Source organism: Nocardia carnea, assembly GCF_029869215.1.
Lineage (GTDB): Bacteria > Actinomycetota > Actinomycetes > Mycobacteriales > Mycobacteriaceae > Nocardia > Nocardia carnea_B.
The window spans coordinates 15717-32181 of record NZ_JARWPM010000447.1 but is presented as its reverse complement, the minus strand read 5'-3'; the positions used below and the strand labels follow the sequence as shown (position 1 = coordinate 32181).

Annotated in this window: 13 protein-coding genes; 2 read left to right on the top strand and 11 right to left on the bottom strand. The window is 70.3% G+C overall.

What is annotated here, in order from left to right; translation table 11 throughout:
* Nucleotides 1-23 precede the first annotated feature (23 nt).
* The 6 genes from QH276_RS33980 to QH276_RS33955 form a co-directional block, all read right to left on the bottom strand.
* Nucleotides 24-1028 (bottom strand): CgeB family protein, encoded by a 1005-nt coding sequence (locus tag QH276_RS33980; protein WP_280402685.1) that lies wholly within the window; start codon nt 1026-1028, stop codon nt 24-26.
* On the bottom strand, nt 1025-2512 hold the full coding sequence (locus QH276_RS33975) for a lipopolysaccharide biosynthesis protein (RefSeq protein ID WP_280407025.1): 1488 nt from the start codon (nt 2510-2512) through the stop codon (nt 1025-1027). Before QH276_RS33975 ends, QH276_RS33980 begins: the two co-directional genes overlap by 4 nt.
* A complete protein-coding gene (locus QH276_RS33970) occupies nt 2509-3660 on the bottom strand; it encodes a glycosyltransferase family 4 protein (RefSeq protein ID WP_280399266.1) in 1152 nt (383 codons plus the stop codon). The genes QH276_RS33975 and QH276_RS33970 overlap by 4 nt, the downstream gene beginning before the upstream one ends.
* The gene (locus tag QH276_RS33965) at nt 3657-4712 is read right to left on the bottom strand and encodes a glycosyltransferase family 4 protein (RefSeq protein WP_280399274.1); all 1056 of its coding nucleotides are present in this window, start codon (nt 4710-4712) and stop codon (nt 3657-3659) included. The genes QH276_RS33970 and QH276_RS33965 overlap by 4 nt, the downstream gene beginning before the upstream one ends.
* A 26-nt stretch (nt 4713-4738) precedes the next feature.
* Complete coding sequence (locus QH276_RS33960) at nt 4739-5572, bottom strand: glycosyltransferase family 2 protein (RefSeq protein WP_280399267.1); 834 nt, start codon at nt 5570-5572, stop codon at nt 4739-4741.
* Between the two features lie 124 nt (nt 5573-5696).
* Nucleotides 5697-6860 (bottom strand): class I SAM-dependent methyltransferase, encoded by a 1164-nt coding sequence (locus tag QH276_RS33955; protein ID WP_280407024.1) that lies wholly within the window; start codon nt 6858-6860, stop codon nt 5697-5699.
* A gap of 14 nt (nt 6861-6874) precedes the next feature.
* On the opposite strand from QH276_RS33955, the gene QH276_RS33950 reads away from it, so the two are divergent.
* Nucleotides 6875-7441 carry a dTDP-4-dehydrorhamnose 3,5-epimerase family protein gene (locus QH276_RS33950; RefSeq protein ID WP_280399269.1) on the top strand — a complete coding sequence of 189 codons (567 nt, stop codon included), beginning with the start codon at nt 6875-6877 and terminating at the stop codon, nt 7439-7441.
* Here QH276_RS33950 and QH276_RS33945 read toward each other — a convergent pair.
* The 4 genes from QH276_RS33945 to QH276_RS33930 are packed head-to-tail and all read right to left on the bottom strand — an operon-like array spanning nt 7425 to nt 11130.
* A complete protein-coding gene (locus tag QH276_RS33945) occupies nt 7425-8453 on the bottom strand; it encodes an NAD-dependent epimerase/dehydratase family protein (RefSeq protein WP_280399270.1) in 1029 nt (342 codons plus the stop codon). The genes QH276_RS33950 and QH276_RS33945 overlap by 17 nt on opposite strands.
* Nucleotides 8454-8456: 3 nt before the next feature.
* Complete coding sequence (locus tag QH276_RS33940) at nt 8457-9107, bottom strand: PIG-L deacetylase family protein (RefSeq protein WP_280399271.1); 651 nt, start codon at nt 9105-9107, stop codon at nt 8457-8459.
* Nucleotides 9104-9886: a glucose-1-phosphate cytidylyltransferase gene (locus tag QH276_RS33935; protein WP_280399272.1), complete on the bottom strand. Its 783-nt coding sequence runs from the start codon at nt 9884-9886 to the stop codon at nt 9104-9106. The genes QH276_RS33940 and QH276_RS33935 overlap by 4 nt, the downstream gene beginning before the upstream one ends.
* Nucleotides 9883-11130 carry a class I SAM-dependent methyltransferase gene (locus QH276_RS33930; protein ID WP_280407023.1) on the bottom strand — a complete coding sequence of 416 codons (1248 nt, stop codon included), beginning with the start codon at nt 11128-11130 and terminating at the stop codon, nt 9883-9885. Before QH276_RS33930 ends, QH276_RS33935 begins: the two co-directional genes overlap by 4 nt.
* 440 nt (nt 11131-11570) lie before the next feature.
* On the opposite strand from QH276_RS33930, the gene QH276_RS33925 reads away from it, so the two are divergent.
* Complete coding sequence (locus QH276_RS33925; RefSeq protein ID WP_280396990.1) at nt 11571-13058, top strand: sugar transferase; 1488 nt, start codon at nt 11571-11573, stop codon at nt 13056-13058.
* 62 nt (nt 13059-13120) lie between these two features.
* Here the strand turns inward: QH276_RS33925 and QH276_RS33920 are convergent, their stop codons facing one another.
* On the bottom strand, nt 13121-16366 hold the full coding sequence (locus QH276_RS33920) for an arabinosyltransferase domain-containing protein (protein WP_432278552.1): 3246 nt from the start codon (nt 16364-16366) through the stop codon (nt 13121-13123).
* Nucleotides 16367-16465 lie beyond the last annotated feature (99 nt).

Genomic DNA, 16465 nt, shown 5'->3' with positions numbered 1-16465 from the left:
CCGCCGCTCCCGCCCTCGCCGGTTCACCCGAGCGCACGCAGGATCTCCCTCGCCCGGTCGGTATAGGTGTGGCCGCCCTCGACGATCCGCCGGTGCCCGGCCTCGGCGGTTTTCGCCGCCTGGTCCGGGTACTGTGCGCAGCGGTCCAGGATCTCGTCCAGTTCGTCGCGGCTGGAGAACAGGAACGCCTCGGTACCGTCGTCGAGCAGTTCGGCGTGCTCATCGGTGCGTTCGCCGACGAACAGGCCGCCGGCGGCCGGCACCTCGAAGGTGCGGCAGGTGTGGGTATCGCGGTTACCGGAGTTGAGCAGGACCAGATTGGCGGTCACCGAGGCGACGGTGATCGCGAAATCCTCGCCGTACACGGGCCCCGCGACCGCGGCGCGAGTGGTCCGTAGTTGCCGTACCCGCCGCCAGCCGGGGCCGCAGACCAGCAATTGTGCCCCGTAGGTGCGGGCCAGCGATACCATCCCGGGGCGCCGGTCCGGCCGGCACGCGCCGATGAACCCGACCAGGAACCGGCGGGTGCTGCGCCGCGCCGCGACATGATGCCAGGCCGGATCGTAGGCGCTGCGGACGAACAGGGTCCGCCGGACACCGCGTTCGGCGAGTTCGGGCAGGTTGTGCCGTTTGGTCGTCACCACCAGATCCCATTCCGGTTCGTGCGCCAGATAATCCGGTGTGGTATTCGCCGGGTTCGACACGTCGTCGGGGCTGTAGTGCACATGCAGCGCGGCCGGGATCTCCAGCAGCCGGGACTGGTCCAGATATACCGATTTGAAACCGAACACCAGGTCCGGGCGCAATTCCGCGGCGGCCCGCTCCAGCCGGGTGTGGATCCGGTCGACGGTCCAGGGCGCCCGCCCCGTGTTCGGTTTCGCGTACAGCCACGACGGTGACAGCCGCGGCGGCAGGGTCACCGGAGTGGAGTCGACCACCATGACCTCGTGCCCGAGCCGGCGGAACCCCTCGGCGAGCGAGCGGGCATTGCTGCCGAGCCAGTCGTCGCCGACGAACAGAATTCTCATCGTGTTCCTCTTTCACCCGCGGTGGCGGGCGGTACCGCGCCGGACGCGTGTTCGCGCCCGGTATGTCCTGTGCGTTCCCGGACGATCAGCCCGCGCATCCGCGCGAGATACCAGATCGCGACCGCGAATTCGGCGGCGACGATGCCGCCCGCCAATGTCCAGACCGAATGCGTCCGCATCGTGATCAGCAGCGCTACCGCCGCGACGGCGGTGCCGACGGCCGAACCGATCAGGACGCCGAGGGTGTCCTGGCGGACCGGTAGCACCGCCGTGGTGACGAAGGAGGTCACCGTCGTGGCCGGCAGGATCAGCGCCTCCAGGCGCAGGACACCCACCGCCCCGGCGAATTCGTCCCCGAACACCAGCGGGATCACCAGCGGCGCCGCCACCCACAGGGCCGCGGCGGCCGAGGCCGCCATCGCGACACAGACCGCCAGCGCGCGCAACGCCGACGGCCAGAAACTCTGCTCACCGGCGCGTTTGGCCATCCGCGGTAGCAGTGCGAAGCCGATCGGGTCGAGCAGCGATTGCACGGCCCGTACCAGCCGGTCCGAGGCCGAGTACAGGCCGAGTGAGACGGCGTTGAGTACGGCGCCGTACACCGCGGCCGAGCCCTGGCCGTAGCTGGTGACCAGCAGCCGGCCGGTCACCACCGGCAGTGCGGCGCGGATGAGTTTCCATGCGCCGCGCGGTGCGCCGGGCGGGCCGAATTCACGCCAGGTGTCCCACCAGGTGAGCGCGAGGCTGATCACCGAGGAGGCCAGCAGGCACAGCAGGGCCATGGCCGCGGTCGGGAAACGCGGCAGCAGCGTGAGCAGCAAACCCAGATACCCCACGCGGGCGATCGACTGGTACAGCGTGGACGCACCGAAACGGCCCTGCCCGATCAGTACCCAGTCCTCCGACATCGACCAGAAGCCGCCGACGAACAGGCCGAGCAGCACCATCGTCAGATAGTCCGGGGCGGCCGCGGCGGCGGCCGCGGCCAGCGCGGCACCGAGCACGCCCAAGATGCCGCCGCGGATGGCCAGATAGGTGCCGCGGGTGTGGTTGACGACGGCGCGGTCCAGGCCCGACTCCTGTACGCGCGCCGCGAGATACGAGGTGATGCCGAGGTCCACGATCAGCGAACCGAGGAAATAGGCCGACATCCCGATGGCCAGCAGGCCCATCCCGGCGGCGCCGAGCAGGCGCGCGATGAGCGGCAGCGTGGCCACGGTCACCAGGTATTGGCCGTATTTGCCGAAACTGACGTAGGCGATATCGCGGACAACTGTCGCCAGTTCGCGCGCCCGGGACCGCGCGGCCGGCGGTTCGGCCGTGGCCGGGGCGACGACCGGCAGTTTCTCGGTCGGCCAGTCGGCGAAGGCCGGGATGATCTCGGTGGGCAGGTCGTAGTCGGGGATCCGCAAACCGTCCAGCGGGACCGGATAGTGGCGGGCCACTATCCGGATCGGGATGGTGTTCTGCGCGGACAGATTCATCGCGGCACCGCCTGCCGCGCGGTGACCTGTTCCAGCAGGCCGGTGACGGCCCGTGCGGTGGCCGTGACGGTGAAATCGCGGGCGCGGTCGCGGGCCGCGGCGCCGAGCCGGGTGCGCAGGGCCGGATCGGCGACGAGCCGGTCCAGCGCGGCGGCCAGCGCGACCGGGTCGCCCGGCGGGGTCAGCACACCGTCCAGCTCCGGCCGGATGATTTCGGTGGGGCCGCCCGCATCCGCCGCCACCACCGCGCACCCGGCGCCCATGGCTTCGACCACGACCTGTCCGAACGGTTCGGCGAGGACCGAGCAGTGCACGGCGATATCGGCGTGCGCGAAGTACGGGGCGGGATCGTCGGCGTGGCCGGTGAATTCGACCGGCAGGCCCAGTGCGGTGGCGGTGCGTTCGAGTTCGGCGCGGTAGTCCTGTTCGCCGAAGAAGGTTCCGCCCACCAGGTGGACGGTGGCCGGCCGGTTCCGCATCCGCGCGAGGGCACGGAGCAGGACGTCCTGGCCCTTCCACGGAGTCAGGCGACCGACCATGACGATCCGCACCTGATGCGGGTCGCGCTGCGGTGCTCGCGGGAGATCCGGGTCGTTCTCCACCCCCGGATACGCGACCACTGCCGCCCGCCGGCCGGTGGACAGCGTATCCAGCGTCGACCGGCTGTTGGCGATGATGCCCTGGGCTGCGCACCGGCCGAGTAACCGCAGTGCGAGTGCGAGCGGGCCGCCGAAGTATTCCGTGCTGATCCGGTCGTGCACCTGCCACACCAGCGGTATTCCCGCCCGCCGCGCCGCGACCGCACCCATGAGCAGCGCCTTCGTGCTCTGCGCGACGAGGACGTCCGCGTCTTCCGCGCGGACGGTCGTACCGAGCCGGGCGCCGAGCCGCGCCAGCGCCAGGGCGCCGCCGAGCAGGCGTAGCGGGCCGGAACCGGTGCGGGTGAGCGACCGGCCGTCGACGCCGCCGGCGCATACGGTGACCGGGATCGCGCGGGCACGCAGCCGGTCCGCCAGCGGGCCGTCCGCGGTGAGCAGCATCGAGGCCTCCACCGAGCCCGCGGCCCGCAGCGCGGACAGCAGCCGCAGCGTCGCCAGTTCGGCGCCGGACGGGGCGGCGGTATGAGCGAGGAACACGGCGCGGATCATCCGGCCAGCTCCCGGTAGAGCGCGATATGGCGGTCGGCGGCCGCCGCCCAGGAGAAGGTTTCGGCATGCGCGCGGCAGCGCTCCGGTCCCGGGAGCTCGCCGTCGAGCGCGGCCACCAGCCGGGACGCGAGGGCGGCGGGGTCGCCGGGGGGCACGATCAGGGACGGGTCCAGAGCGCGTACCGAATCGGGGAGACCGCCGCAGGCGGTCACCACCGGGGCCCGCCCGGCCGCCAGCGATTCGAGCGCGATGAGACCGAAGCCCTCCAGCGCCACCGACGGCACCACGGTCAGCGCCGACCGGGCGTACCAGTCCGTAAGACCGGAGTCGGTCACAGATCCGGCGAAATGCACACTCGCGCCCAATGATTCGGCCTGCGCGCGCAGGGCGGCCTCGGCCGTACCGGTGCCGACCAGCACCAGCCGGGCCCGCGGCTGGGCCGCGCGGACGGCGGGCCAGGCACGCAGCAGCACATCGATCCCCATGCGGTGTTCCAGCCGCCGCACACACAGCACGACCGGCGCGTCCGGCACCGGTGGGGGAGTGGCCGTGAACCGGTCCAAATCGACACCCGGCGCGATCACCGACACCGCGTCCGGGGCCACGCGGTAATCGTGTACGAGCAGGTCGCGGAAGTGTTCGGAGAGCACGACGAACCTGTCGGCGGGGCGGGCCCGCAGCCGTTCCAGCGTGTATTTCGCGCGGGCCGCGAGTGCGCCGCCGCCCGCCCATCGGCTCTCCGCCGCCCACGGTCCGTGGAAATGCACCACCAGCCGCCGGCCCCGGGGCCCGCGCACCGGCGGGCCGTACAGGGTGAAATGCCGGTCCAGGATGGCGGTTCCGCGATCAGGGCGATCGTCGCGGTAGGCGATGCGTGCCCGGCGCCAGGTCGAGCCGCCGGCCGGGCCCCACGACCTCCCGCCGGGCGGCGGGTCGCCGAACGCCGCGGCCGACACACGGATTTCGGGGCGATCGGCCAGTGCGCCGAACAAATCGGTGAAATAGCGGTTGAGTCCGCCGGGTGCCGAACCGAACCACTCGGAGCCGGTCATATGTATCCGCGGTGCGGTCGCCGTGGTCATCCGCCGGTCCTGCTCCGGCCGCGCCACCGGCCCGCCCGCACCCGCAGCCGGTGCAGTGCCGTCCGCGCCAGGCGCAGATCACCGACGGCCACATCCAGCGGTGACAGCAGCCGCGGGCAGTCCCGGGCCAACCGGTGATGGAAGCGCAGGGTCTCGCTCAGTTTGCTGACCGTCGAGGTGCGCGCGCACAGATTGAAACTCGAGGCGCGCCAGGCGGCCGCGACCTCCGGTAGCCCGAAGAACAGTCCGAACTGCCCGACCCGCGCGAACAGGTCGACATCCATCGGGAACACCAGGTCGCCGCGCAACCCGCCGACCCGGTCGAAATGCTCGCGCCGGAACATCGCCGCCGCCGTGGGCCCGAAATCGGCGGGGCCGCGCCGCACGATGGTGCGAGCCAGCGCCCGCGCGGTGTGCACACCGTCGAGGCCCGGGAGCCCGAGACCGGTCTCCACCAGCGCGCCCTGTTCGTCGATCACCTGGAACCGGCTGGAACTGATCGCGAAGGCGGGATCGGCCATCACCTCGAGCTGCGCCGCCAGCGACCCCGGCAGCAGGATATCGTCGGCGCACACCACTTTCACCAGGTCGCCGGTGGAGAGGGCGATCGCGCGATTCCAGTTGTCGCCGATGGGCAGGGTCGTCTCGTTGCGTTCCACCCGTACCCGGGGATCGTCGAACGACGCGGCGATCTCGCCGGTCCGGTCGGTGCTGGCGTTGTCGAGTACCAGCAGTTCGAAGTCCACGTCCTGACTCAGGATCGAACGCAGCGTCTGCTCCAGCGTCCGGGCGGCCTCGTAGGCGGGGACACAAACCGACACGGCGGCCACTGCCCCTCCTTTCGATGGGATGATGCGGAAATCCGCGGAATCGAATACACGTCGTCTGCGGATCCGGCGGCTGCGCCGGATCCGTTGTCGCGCCGTACCGGACAGGGTCCGGCGATGCGCCGCGCTACCGGATGGGCCGCTCCCGCGCGTATCCGGCCGGATCGTCGACCAGCCAGCGCCCGGCCAGATCCGGGAACCGCTCCGTGACCTCGCCGTACAGGTCCGGCACGGTCAGCAGTACCCGGTCCGGCCGCGCCGCGAGCAGATCCGCCGGGGCGATGATCGGCACATCCGTGCCCGGCATCCGCCGGCCCTGTTTGGCGGGTGCCGCATCCGCGACCGCTGCCAGTAGGTCACGCCGCACCCCGGCACGGCAGAACAGGGCCACCGCGCGGGACGCCGCCCCGTAGGCGTAGACCCGCCGGCCGCGCGCCGCCTCCGCCACCAGCGTGCTGCGCAGAGACTCGGTGTGCCGGTCGGCCGCGTACTGCAATTCGCGCACGGCCGCCGGATCGTTCAGCCCGGCCTCCCGGGCGACGATCCGGTGCACCGAGTCGTCCGGTGCGGCGGGGCCGTGCACCGCCGCGGCCAGCACCGTGCCGCCGTACAGGCCGAAATCCCACGCGGTCACCACCGACATCCCCACCCCGGCCAGCATGGTGCGGAGGACTTCGAGCGTGTAGTACGCGAAGTGGCCGTGCCGCAACGCATTCCACTGGCCCTGGGCCACGATCGTGTGCAGCGAATGGTATTGCAGCAGCAGCACACCCGCCGGTGCGGTGGCCGCGGCCCGGCCCGCCACCGCCGCGGCCTGGTCGCGTGTGTGGGTGTTGCCCGAACAAAACAAACCCACCACCACCCCCGGGGGCCCGCGGCCCGGGCGGACCCCGCGGCCGGCGAGCAAACCCAGCCAGCTACCCCCGTGCGGGCTGGCGAATTCCCGCACCGTCGTGCCCCGGAGCAACCCGGCCGCCGCGACCCGGCGTACCGCGTCGGCGGCCTGATCCCGCAGGGCGCGCGGTTCGACGCCGCGCGGCTCCGCGGTCACCGTATCGTCGTACGCCAGCTGCGCCAGACCACAGCCGCGGCACAGCACCATCGCCAGTGGATGCGCGGTTTCGCCCGGCTCGCACGGTTCGGCGGCGAGCGGGAAATGGTCGGCCGCGGGCATCGGCCCGAGATCCAGCACCGGCACCGGATCCGCGCGGCGGCAGGCGCGGCATCCCGAGGGGTCGGTCCGTGGCCCGGGGGACGCGGCGGGCGGCGCCAGGAGCGGATGCCCGGTCATGGCACGATCTCCCGGTGCGAATCGAAGAGACGGAACTCGCCGATGTGCTGCTGCTGGTACCCGAACCGTTCCGGGACGCCCGCGGCCTGTTCACCCGCACCTTCGACGCCGCGCTCTTCGACGCCCGCCTCGGCGCCGGGGCGGCCGCCGCGTTCGTGCAGGATTCGCAGTCGCGGTCGGCGCGCGGGGTGATCCGCGGGATGCACGGGCGAGCCGGTCGCGGGGAGGCCAAACTGGTGCGGTGCGCGCACGGGGCGGTGCACGATATCCTCGTCGATATCCGCCCCGGCTCGCCCACCTTCGGGCACAGTCAGGCATTCCTGCTGGACGACGACAGTTTCCACCACCTGTACGTACCGCCGGGCTTCCTGCACGGTTTCCAGGCCCTCACCGACACCGCCGACGTGTGCTACCGCATCGACCGGCCGCACGACCCCACCGAGGATCTCGCCGTCGCCTACGACGATCCCGATCTCGCCCTGACCTGGCCGCGGGAGGTCACCCGGGTATCGGCCCGCGACCGCGCCGCCGGTAGCTGGCGGGCACTGCTCGAATCCGGCCATCTCACACACCGGTCCTGATCCGTCGCAGGGTGGCGTCCACCGCGCCCGAACTCCCCAGCTGCCGCAACCGGGCCAGCCGGACGAACCGGTCCGCGAAATCCGCCGCGGTCAAACCGTGGGCCACGTACTCGGTGTAGAGCTGCTCCGCGCCCGCGGCCACCGTCCAGCGTGCGGTGTACCCCAGTTCGCGCCGGGCCGCGCCGAAATCGACCCGGTACGAGCGCGGATCGGCACCCGATTCACCGGTGATCACCACCTGCGAGCCCGGCACGACCGCCGCCACCGCCTGCGCGATCTCGGCGACCGTACAGTTGTTGGCCTCGGTGCCGATGTTGTAGGCGCGGCAGGCGATCGCCGCGACCGGCGCCTCGAGGCACACCGCGAAGGCTTCGGCGATATCCTCCGCGTGCACCAGCGGCCGCCACGGCGTGCCGTCGGAGAGCACCTTCACCACCCCGTCCAGCACGGCGTGGCCGACCAGATTGTTCAGCACGATATCGGCGCGCAACCGCGGCGAGAACCCGAACGCGGTCGCGTTGCGCAGGAACACCGGCGCGAAATCGGCGTCCGCGAGCGCGACCAGATCGTCCTCCACCCGCACCTTGCTCTCGGCATACGGGGTGATCGGCCGCAGCGGCGCGGACTCGTCGACCAGTTCGTCCCCCGCCGCGCCGTACACCGAACAGGTCGAGGCGTACAGGAACCGCCGGACGCCGGCGTCCTTGGCCAGCCGCGCCAGCCGCACCGCCGCCCGATGGTTGATGTCGTGGGTGATCTCGGGGACCAGCGCACCCAGCGGATCGTTGGACAGCGCCGCCAGATGGATCACCGCGTCGAACCCGGTGAGCCGACCGGCCGGCACATCCCGCAGATCGGCGGTGATCGTCGGCGGATCCTGCGGGACCGGGCCCAGGACACAGTCGGCGAACAACCCGGTGTCCAGGCCGGTCACCTCGTGCCCGCGGGCCCGCAGGACCGGCACCATGACGGTACCGAGATAGCCCTGATGCCCGGTGACCAGAACTCGCATCGTTTACGCCTCTCCGAATTCGAGTACGGCTTTGATCAGGTCGAACCCCTCCGCGTACGGCGCGCGGCACTGGACGCCGCGCAACCGCGCCAGCCCGCGGAACGCCTCCTCGTCGAACCAGTCGCGATTCGCCTGCGAGGGATAGCATTCGGCGAGGATCCGGGCCTTGTGACGGATCGTCTCCGGCGTCACCGGATGCAGGACCGCGGGCCGCGGGGTATCGGTCTCCCATTTGAGGATCTCGTAGCCGAGGATCAGATGATCCCGGAACTCCGTGGGCACCAGCTCCGCCAGCAGCCGATGATCCTGATGGGCGTCCCCGCGCTGCGGGGCGAAGACGATCTCGGGTTCGATACCGCGGCGGAATTCCGCGAGCGCGTCCTTCACCCGATCCCAGTGCGCGGGTGCGCGCCCGTCCGGCAGCTCGAGCACCGTCAGCTCCAGATCGGCGTTACCGCAGAAGGATCCGAGGGCGGCGGCTTCCTCCGCCGCGCGTTCGGTACCGCGGCCGGACAGCACCAGCGCCCGTACCCGCAGGTCCGGATACCGGCCGGTCAGCGTCAGCAGGGTCGCACCCATACCGATGGCGATATCGTCGCAGTGCGCGCCGAGCAGCGCGATCTCGGTGAGTCGCGCGGGAACGAGCGCGATCACGAGGCGGCCCGCTCCCACACCATCCAGGGACGCTCACCGCGGTGATACCCGGCGTCGAGCTCGGCGCGCTCCTTGAACGTATCGGCCGGTTTCCAGAAGCCGTCGTGCCGGTACCCGTACAACCGGCCGACCGCGGCCAGCGCACCGCAGACGTCCTCCACCAGGTCCCCGTTCTCCGGCAGGTGCTCGAAGATCTCCTGGGTGAGCACGAAATAGCCGCCGTTCTCCCAGATCGGGAGTTTGCTCACCGGGGTGATCTGCTTGACCTCGCCGCCGGGCAGGACATCGACGCAATGGAACGACGACTGCGGCGGCACGATCATCATCGACGCGGCCGCACCGGACGCCGTGAACTGCTCGATCATCCGGTTCAGCGGTGCGTCGGTGAGGACATCGGAATAGTTCGCCAGGAACATCTCGTCGCCGTCCAGGTACGGGCGCACCCGGCGCAGGCGCTCCCCGATCGCCGATTCCAGGCCGGTGTCGACGAAGGTGATGGTCCAGTCCGCGATATCGGAGTGCAGTAACTCCACCTGCCCGTCGCGGATGACGAAATCGTTGGACATCGTCTCCTGATAGGTCAGGAAGAAGTTCTTGATGTGATGCGCCCCGTACCCGAGACAGAGGATGAATTCGGTGTGCCCGTAGTGCGCGTAGTACCGCATCACATGCCAGATCAGCGGCCGTGGGCCCACCATCTGCATCGGTTTCGGCGGGCTGTCGGCCTCCCCGCTGCGCATCCGCATCCCGTAGCCGCCGCAGAACAATACGACCTTCACCGCGCGCCGACCTCCGCCATACCCGGCGCCACCACCGCGACGGCGGGCAGCGGGAAGACCAGCCGTCCGCCCCATTCCCCGATGTAGCGCAACTGTTCGGTGAGCTCGTCGGCCAGGTTCCAGGGCAGGACGACGACGAAATCCGGGCGGTCGGCGGCGATCCGCTCGGGTGGATGGATGGGAATCCGGGTGCCCGGGGTGTAGCGACCGTGCTTGTAGGGGTTGCGATCCACGGTGTACTCGAGCAGGTCGGGCCGGATCCCGCAGTAATTCAGCAGCGTATTGCCCTTACCGGGTGCCCCGTAGCCGACCACGCGTTTGCCCGCGGACTTCTGGTCCAGCAGGAAGCGCAGCAGATCCCGGCGCACCTCTTCGGCCCGCTCCCGCAGCGGCCGGTATCCCGCGACGGTATGCAATCCCGCCTCCGCCTCGGCGGCCAGCAGCTGCGCGACGCGCGGGGTGGGCGCGGCCACCGCGGTGGGCCGGGCCCAGATACGCAGCGAGCCGCCGTGCGTGGGCAGGGCCTCCACATCGGCGACCGCCAGACCGGCCGTCGCCAGCGCGCGCTGCGCCGACGCGAGGGTGTAGTACTGGAAATGCTCGTGATAGACCGTGTCGAACTGGCCGTACCGCACGAGGTTCAGTGCATGGTGCACCTCGATCGCGAGCCAGCCGTCGTCGGCGACCAAGGTCCGCAGCGCGCGGGTGAAACCGCGCAGATCGGGGATGTGGGCGTAGACATTGTTCGCCACGACCAGGTCGGCCGGGCCGTATTCGGCGCGGACCCGGCGCGCGGTGGCCTCGTCCAGGAATTCGGTGCGGGGGGGCACCCCGGCCGCCCGGGCGGCCGCGCCCACGTTCGCCGCGGGTTCGATGCCCAGGCAGGGCACACCGGCCTCCACCACCGTGCGCAGCAGGTAGCCGTCGTTGCTCGCGACCTCCACCACGAACGACTCGCTGTCCAGGCCGAACCGCGCGATCGCGGCGGTGGCGAAGTCCCGCGCGTGCTGTACCCAGCTGTCGGAGTACGACGAGAAATACGCGTACTCGGTGAATGTCTCGGCCGGCGTGATCAGGGCCGGGATCTGCAGCAGCAGGCAGTCGGCGCACACCCGCAGATGCAGCGGGTAGGTGATCTCCGGGAGGTTTAACTCCTCCTCGGACAGGAAACTCTCGCAAGGTGGTGTCGCCCCCAGGTCCAGGACACTGGTCAGCCGGGACGAATCACACAATCGACAATGCACTCGGGCTCCACTAGAACGGTCACGGATATCGGCGGCGCCCCGCAGCCCCGAGAATTGGTTTCTCTCTTGCCGATCGACGGGAAAGTTAGCACCGATCCGGCGCAGTTGCGACACGGTCGCAGGTGAATTTCCCGGGGAAGTGAAGAATGGCATATCTTCAGCAAACCGCGTAACGATCGGGTCGGCGGCGACGATTGTCTACGTCCGAAACCGCGCTTCACGACTGTGCGGCAGGGTGTTCGGCGTACTCGCGGTCGCGAATTCATTCTCCACACTTGTGCCGGACGGCGACAGGGGCAATACTTTCGCAACAGGCCGGCCCGGACTCGACGCGCCTCGACATTATCGAGGCCGGGCTTGCTGTAAAACAGCGTGCTTCCGGTTGTCATGGATGGGAACCGGAAGCACGGCGGGTTCGACGTTCAAGCGAGTACATTTTCATGGTTCTGGATCTCCGGGGAGTCGGCGGTATCGTCGACCTGCACCTGCCGAATCCCGCTGACCGGGACTCGTGGCGCGCGGGACATCTCCGCCGGCTCGCCGGTACCGACACCCTCGTGGTCACGCTGGCGGCGCTGGGCGCGCACCTGGCCGGTCTCGCCGGCGAGCCCCCCGTCCCGGTCTTCGACCTCCGTGCCGTCGCGCTCACGATCGGAGTCGCGACCGGGTGGTCGATCGTGCTGGGCTGGAACGGTTCCCGGGCTCCGCACACCGTGGGTGCCGGCGGCGACGAGTACCGGCGGCTCGTTTCGGCCACCCTTCAGTTGTTCGGCGCCCTCGCGATCGCGGCGCTGCTCCTGCGTATCGAGACGGCGCAGGGGTACCTGGTGGTCGCGTTACCGGCCGGCCTGTCCGGTCTGGTCGTCACCCGGGCACTGTGGCGAAGACATACCGCTCGCCGCCGGGCTTCGGGCAGGTACCGGCGCTCCGTACTCGTCGTCGGGGGCCCCGAGGCGGCCCGGGCCATCGCCGCCGCCCTGTCGGAACAGGATATGTACGGGTATCACGTGGTCGGGGTGTGTACGCCCACCGGTGCCGCGCTCACCGAACCCGCCACCCTGCGGGCCGGCCGCCGCGATATCCCCATCGTCGGCGACGACCGGTCCGTGCGCAGCGCCGTCCGCCGTACCGGCGCCGATACCGTGGTGGTGATGGCCACCGACCGGCTGGGTCCGCGCGATATCCGCCGGCTCGCCTGGGATCTCGACGCGTTCGGCACCGACCTCATCGTCGCGCCGGGGGTGATGGACATCTCCGGTACCCGGATGTCGAATCAGGTGCTCGCCGGGATGCCGATGCTGCATATCGAGCGGCCGCAATACGATCGGGCGCTCTCACTGGGCAAGGCCGTATTCGATCTCTGCTTTTCCACGCTGATCCTGGCCCTGATCTCGCCGCTTCTGCTCGCCATTGCCGTGGCGGTCAAATCGACCAGCGCCGGCCCGGTGTTCTACCTGTCCGAGCGGATCGGCATGGACGGCAAACCTTTCCGGATGGTGAAATTCCGCAGTATGTATGTGCGGGCGGACCGGGAAGCGTCCGCGCTGATCACCGCGCACGGCGGGAATCCGCTGTTCTTCAAACTGAAGAACGATCCCCGGGTCACCCCGGTCGGGCGTTTCCTGCGCCGGTACAGCCTCGACGAACTACCTCAGTTCTTCAATGTGCTGGCCCGCGATATGAGCGTGGTGGGGCCGCGCCCCCAGGTGCGGCGCGAGGTCCACTCCTACGACGGGGTGATGCGCCGCCGTCTGCTGGTGCGCCCCGGTATCACGGGATTGTGGCAGGTGAGCGGCCGTTCGGACCTGACTCCGGAAGAGTCCGTGGAATTCGATATCTCCTATGTCGAGAACTGGTCCATGCTGCTCGATGTGCGGATCATCGCCCGGACGTTGCGGGCCGTGCTCCGGGGCGACGGGGCGTACTGATCCGCCGGAACGCGGTGCGCCGCCGACCGTCCGGCGATGCCGCCGACCGGGAACCGTCCGGCTCACCAGGAGACGTTGATCGGCCCGGGGCTCCACAGGCCTCCGTGGGTTTCCTGGGTGACTGCCGGTACGGCCGGTCGTGTCGCGGGGTCGAGGGGAGTGAGCCGCTGCAGCTGGCCCCAGTCGTGACTCCAATCGTCCTTCAGGTAGGTGGCCAAGGTCTGTGACCGCAGCAGTTGGCGGGTCCAGCCCAGCGGACCGCCACCGTCGTGGCTCTGCCACATCGAGGTGGTCGCCGACGCCGGGCGGTTGGGCAGGATGCGCCAGCCGGGCGGCTGGGCGATCCCGTCCTTGTGGTCGTACGGCCGCTGACACGGGAACTGCAGGCCCACCGCCCAGTCCAGCAGCACCGGCTGCTGCGAGCCGATCAGCTCGTCGACCGTTTGCGTCCGCGGGATCCGCGGCGGCGTGAGCGCCATCCACTCCTGGGAGTCGACGGACAGGTCCCTGGCCTTGATGCGCACCACATCGGCTGCCGCGGGGATCTGGTCCAGCGGTACCCGCAGGTTCCGCCAGGACGGCGTCGGTCCGATATCGATGGGGATCGCCACGCCGAGGGTCCGGGCGCTGGTCGCCGACTCCGCGGTGCCGTATTCGATATCCACCGGTTGCCCCGGCATCACCGAACCGTCCTGGGTGATCGCCCGGAAACGGCCGGCCGCGGTGATCGCCATGATCCCGTCGCGCTCCCCGGGCGCGGGCAGCCGGTACCAGCCGGTGGTCAATTCGGCGGCCTCCTGCTGTCCGGCGGTGCCGAGCACCGGGGTGCCGGGGGAGAGCCCGAACGGTAGCGGCGCACCGCCGGTCTGGGTCCGGGAACTGCCGTCGGAGCCCTCGTCGCCCAGGGCATCGGCGATACTGCTTTCCTCGTCCTTCGGCTGATCGTCGTCGGAGGTCACATTCGCGACCCCGTGGGATACGAATCCGGTGCCCTCGCCGGCGAAGGTGCTCGCGGCGTCGCCGGACAGCGGGGGCAGCATCGCGGCATTCGGATCGGTTTCGACCAGCACGTCGTTGGCCATCCCGCAGGGCTCGCCCCGGACCGCGTCGATATTGGAACGCGCCAGCGAGAAGGCCGGATACTGGGTGGCGGCGGCAGTGGCGAACGAGCCCACCTGGAACAGCACGATCAGGGCGGCCGCCACTGTCAGCGGCGGGATCTTCGCCAGCCGCCAGGCCCGGCGCGAAACCCGATGCGGGATACCCGGTTCCGGTGCTCGCAGATGCCACCAGGCGGCGAGTGCCAGGCACAGTACGGCGACCGTCAGGAAGATCTGGCTCATACCGAGGCCACCGATCGAGGGCGCCTCGTTCCACCACGGAATTCCGTGATCGGAGGCGTAGAACCATTTGTTGACGCCGGTGAAGATCTGCGCCAGCGCCACCGCGACGATGGCGGCGAACAGGGCCCGATAGCGCGGCGCCCGCATCACCTTCGGGCCCACCGCCACGGCCGTGACCACGGCGACCGCCCCGGCCAGCCCGGCGAACACGCCGTTGTGGTGGGTGAACTTCGTCGGCACGGTCGCCATCAGCAGCATCGCGCCGAAGGTGATCCCCAGTAGCCGTTTCGCCGGGCCCGGTGCGACGAACGGGATACGGCCGCCCTTGCGCAACATGACGAACGCGCACACCAGCAGTCCCAGCCACATCGCGACCATGCCGAACCGGCGCCCGATCGAACCGTCGGCCGTGGGGGTGAACAACCGCTGGTAGGCGACATAGTCGTCGTACCAGGGGATCGAAGGACCGACCTCGTTGTGCACGCGGGTCATCTCGAACATCGCCGACAGCGGCTGGACAGCGAACGCGAAAACCAGGACCAGGGTGCCGGCGGCGGTCAGCGGCGCGAGCAGTGCGCCGTAGGCCAGTACCCGGGCGGCCCGGGACCGTTGCCCGCCCGCCATCCCGCGTGCGCGGTCGAGGGCGAACCGCACCACCGAGCGTGCCCCGGCGGCCAGCGGCGCGAAACAGATCACGCCCGAGGGCGCCGCGGTGAGACTGAACGCGGCGATCAGAACGGCGATCGCATAGGGCAGCAGTTGCCTGGCCGCGATGGCGCGTTCGACGAAACACCAGGTGAGCAAGACGGCGACCGCGATCACCGGTTCCGGGCGCAATCCGTTGTTGTAGGGCAGCCACACCGCCAGGAACCCCAGCGCCCCGGTCCAGACGACGACCCGGTCGCGGCGCAGGACCACGCCCAGCCGCGGGATCACCTCCCGGCTCAGTGCCAGCCACGCGAGGAAACCGGCGAGCAGCGTCGGTAACCGCACCCACGGGCTGGCGATACTGATCTCGGTCAACTGGGCGATCACGTCGTAGGGCGGGGTGCCCACCGGGTTCTCGGGCACCCCGAAGAACCGGAAATAGTTGGCCATATAACCGGAAGCCAGGGAGGTGCGGGCCATACCGAATTGATAGCCGTCGTCCGACGTCGTGGATCCGATGAAATGCCAGACCAGCAACGTCGCGAGGACCACGGCGTCGATACCGGTGCAGCCGCGCCACCGCTGCGGTACCAGGCGGCGGATCCGACGCCCCGCGGAATGGTCCAGCCGGAACAGCGCCGCCAGCGAGACCAGCGCGCACAGCACCGCCAGGACTCCGGCCGCCCGTTTCGCGAAGGTCGGTACCACCGAGAACCGGCTGTCGACCTCCGCGGTCACCGTCGTGCCCGCCGAACCGTCGAGATCGCTGAAGACGCCGACCAACTGTGGCCGGAAATCACCTTGCAGGACCACCGGCTGCACCGCGGTCCCGGTGAGTTCCGCGCTGGTCAGGGAACGGTCGGAATGCACGGTGAGGGTCGCGTCGGCCAGTTCGGTGACCGGCAGGCTGAACATCGACTGGCTGCGCAGCACCACCTCGAGGCGGGCGGGCGAGCCGTCCGCCGCGGGCTGGACCCGCGCAACGAATCCGTACTTCTCCAGATCGGGCGCCTGCGCGGGCATGGTCGCCGCGGCCAGGCCGCCGCGTGCGGCCAGCTGCTGCAGCGCCTCACCGGGGATGGTCGCATCGAAGGTGACCGGCGCGTACGAGACCAGCGGCGCGGCGATGCTGTCGGTGGAACCCTGCTGCGGCCAGCTGATCGTCGTCTTGTCCACGTGCACCGGCAGCAGCGGCACCGCCAGGGCGAGCAGGGTGGCGAGCAGGCCGGCGACCCACGCCACCGGCTGCGCCCAGTGCCCGCGTGCGGGCGCGGGGGCGCGAGAGTGCTCCGCGGGCGTCAGGTCCGCCCTCATCATGGTGTCGGTCACGGGGGGCGATGGTAACGTGACGCATTCGTTACCGGCGAAGTCGGGCAAAACGTCCCCCGCCCGATCGGCGGCGCCGATTCTCCCGCG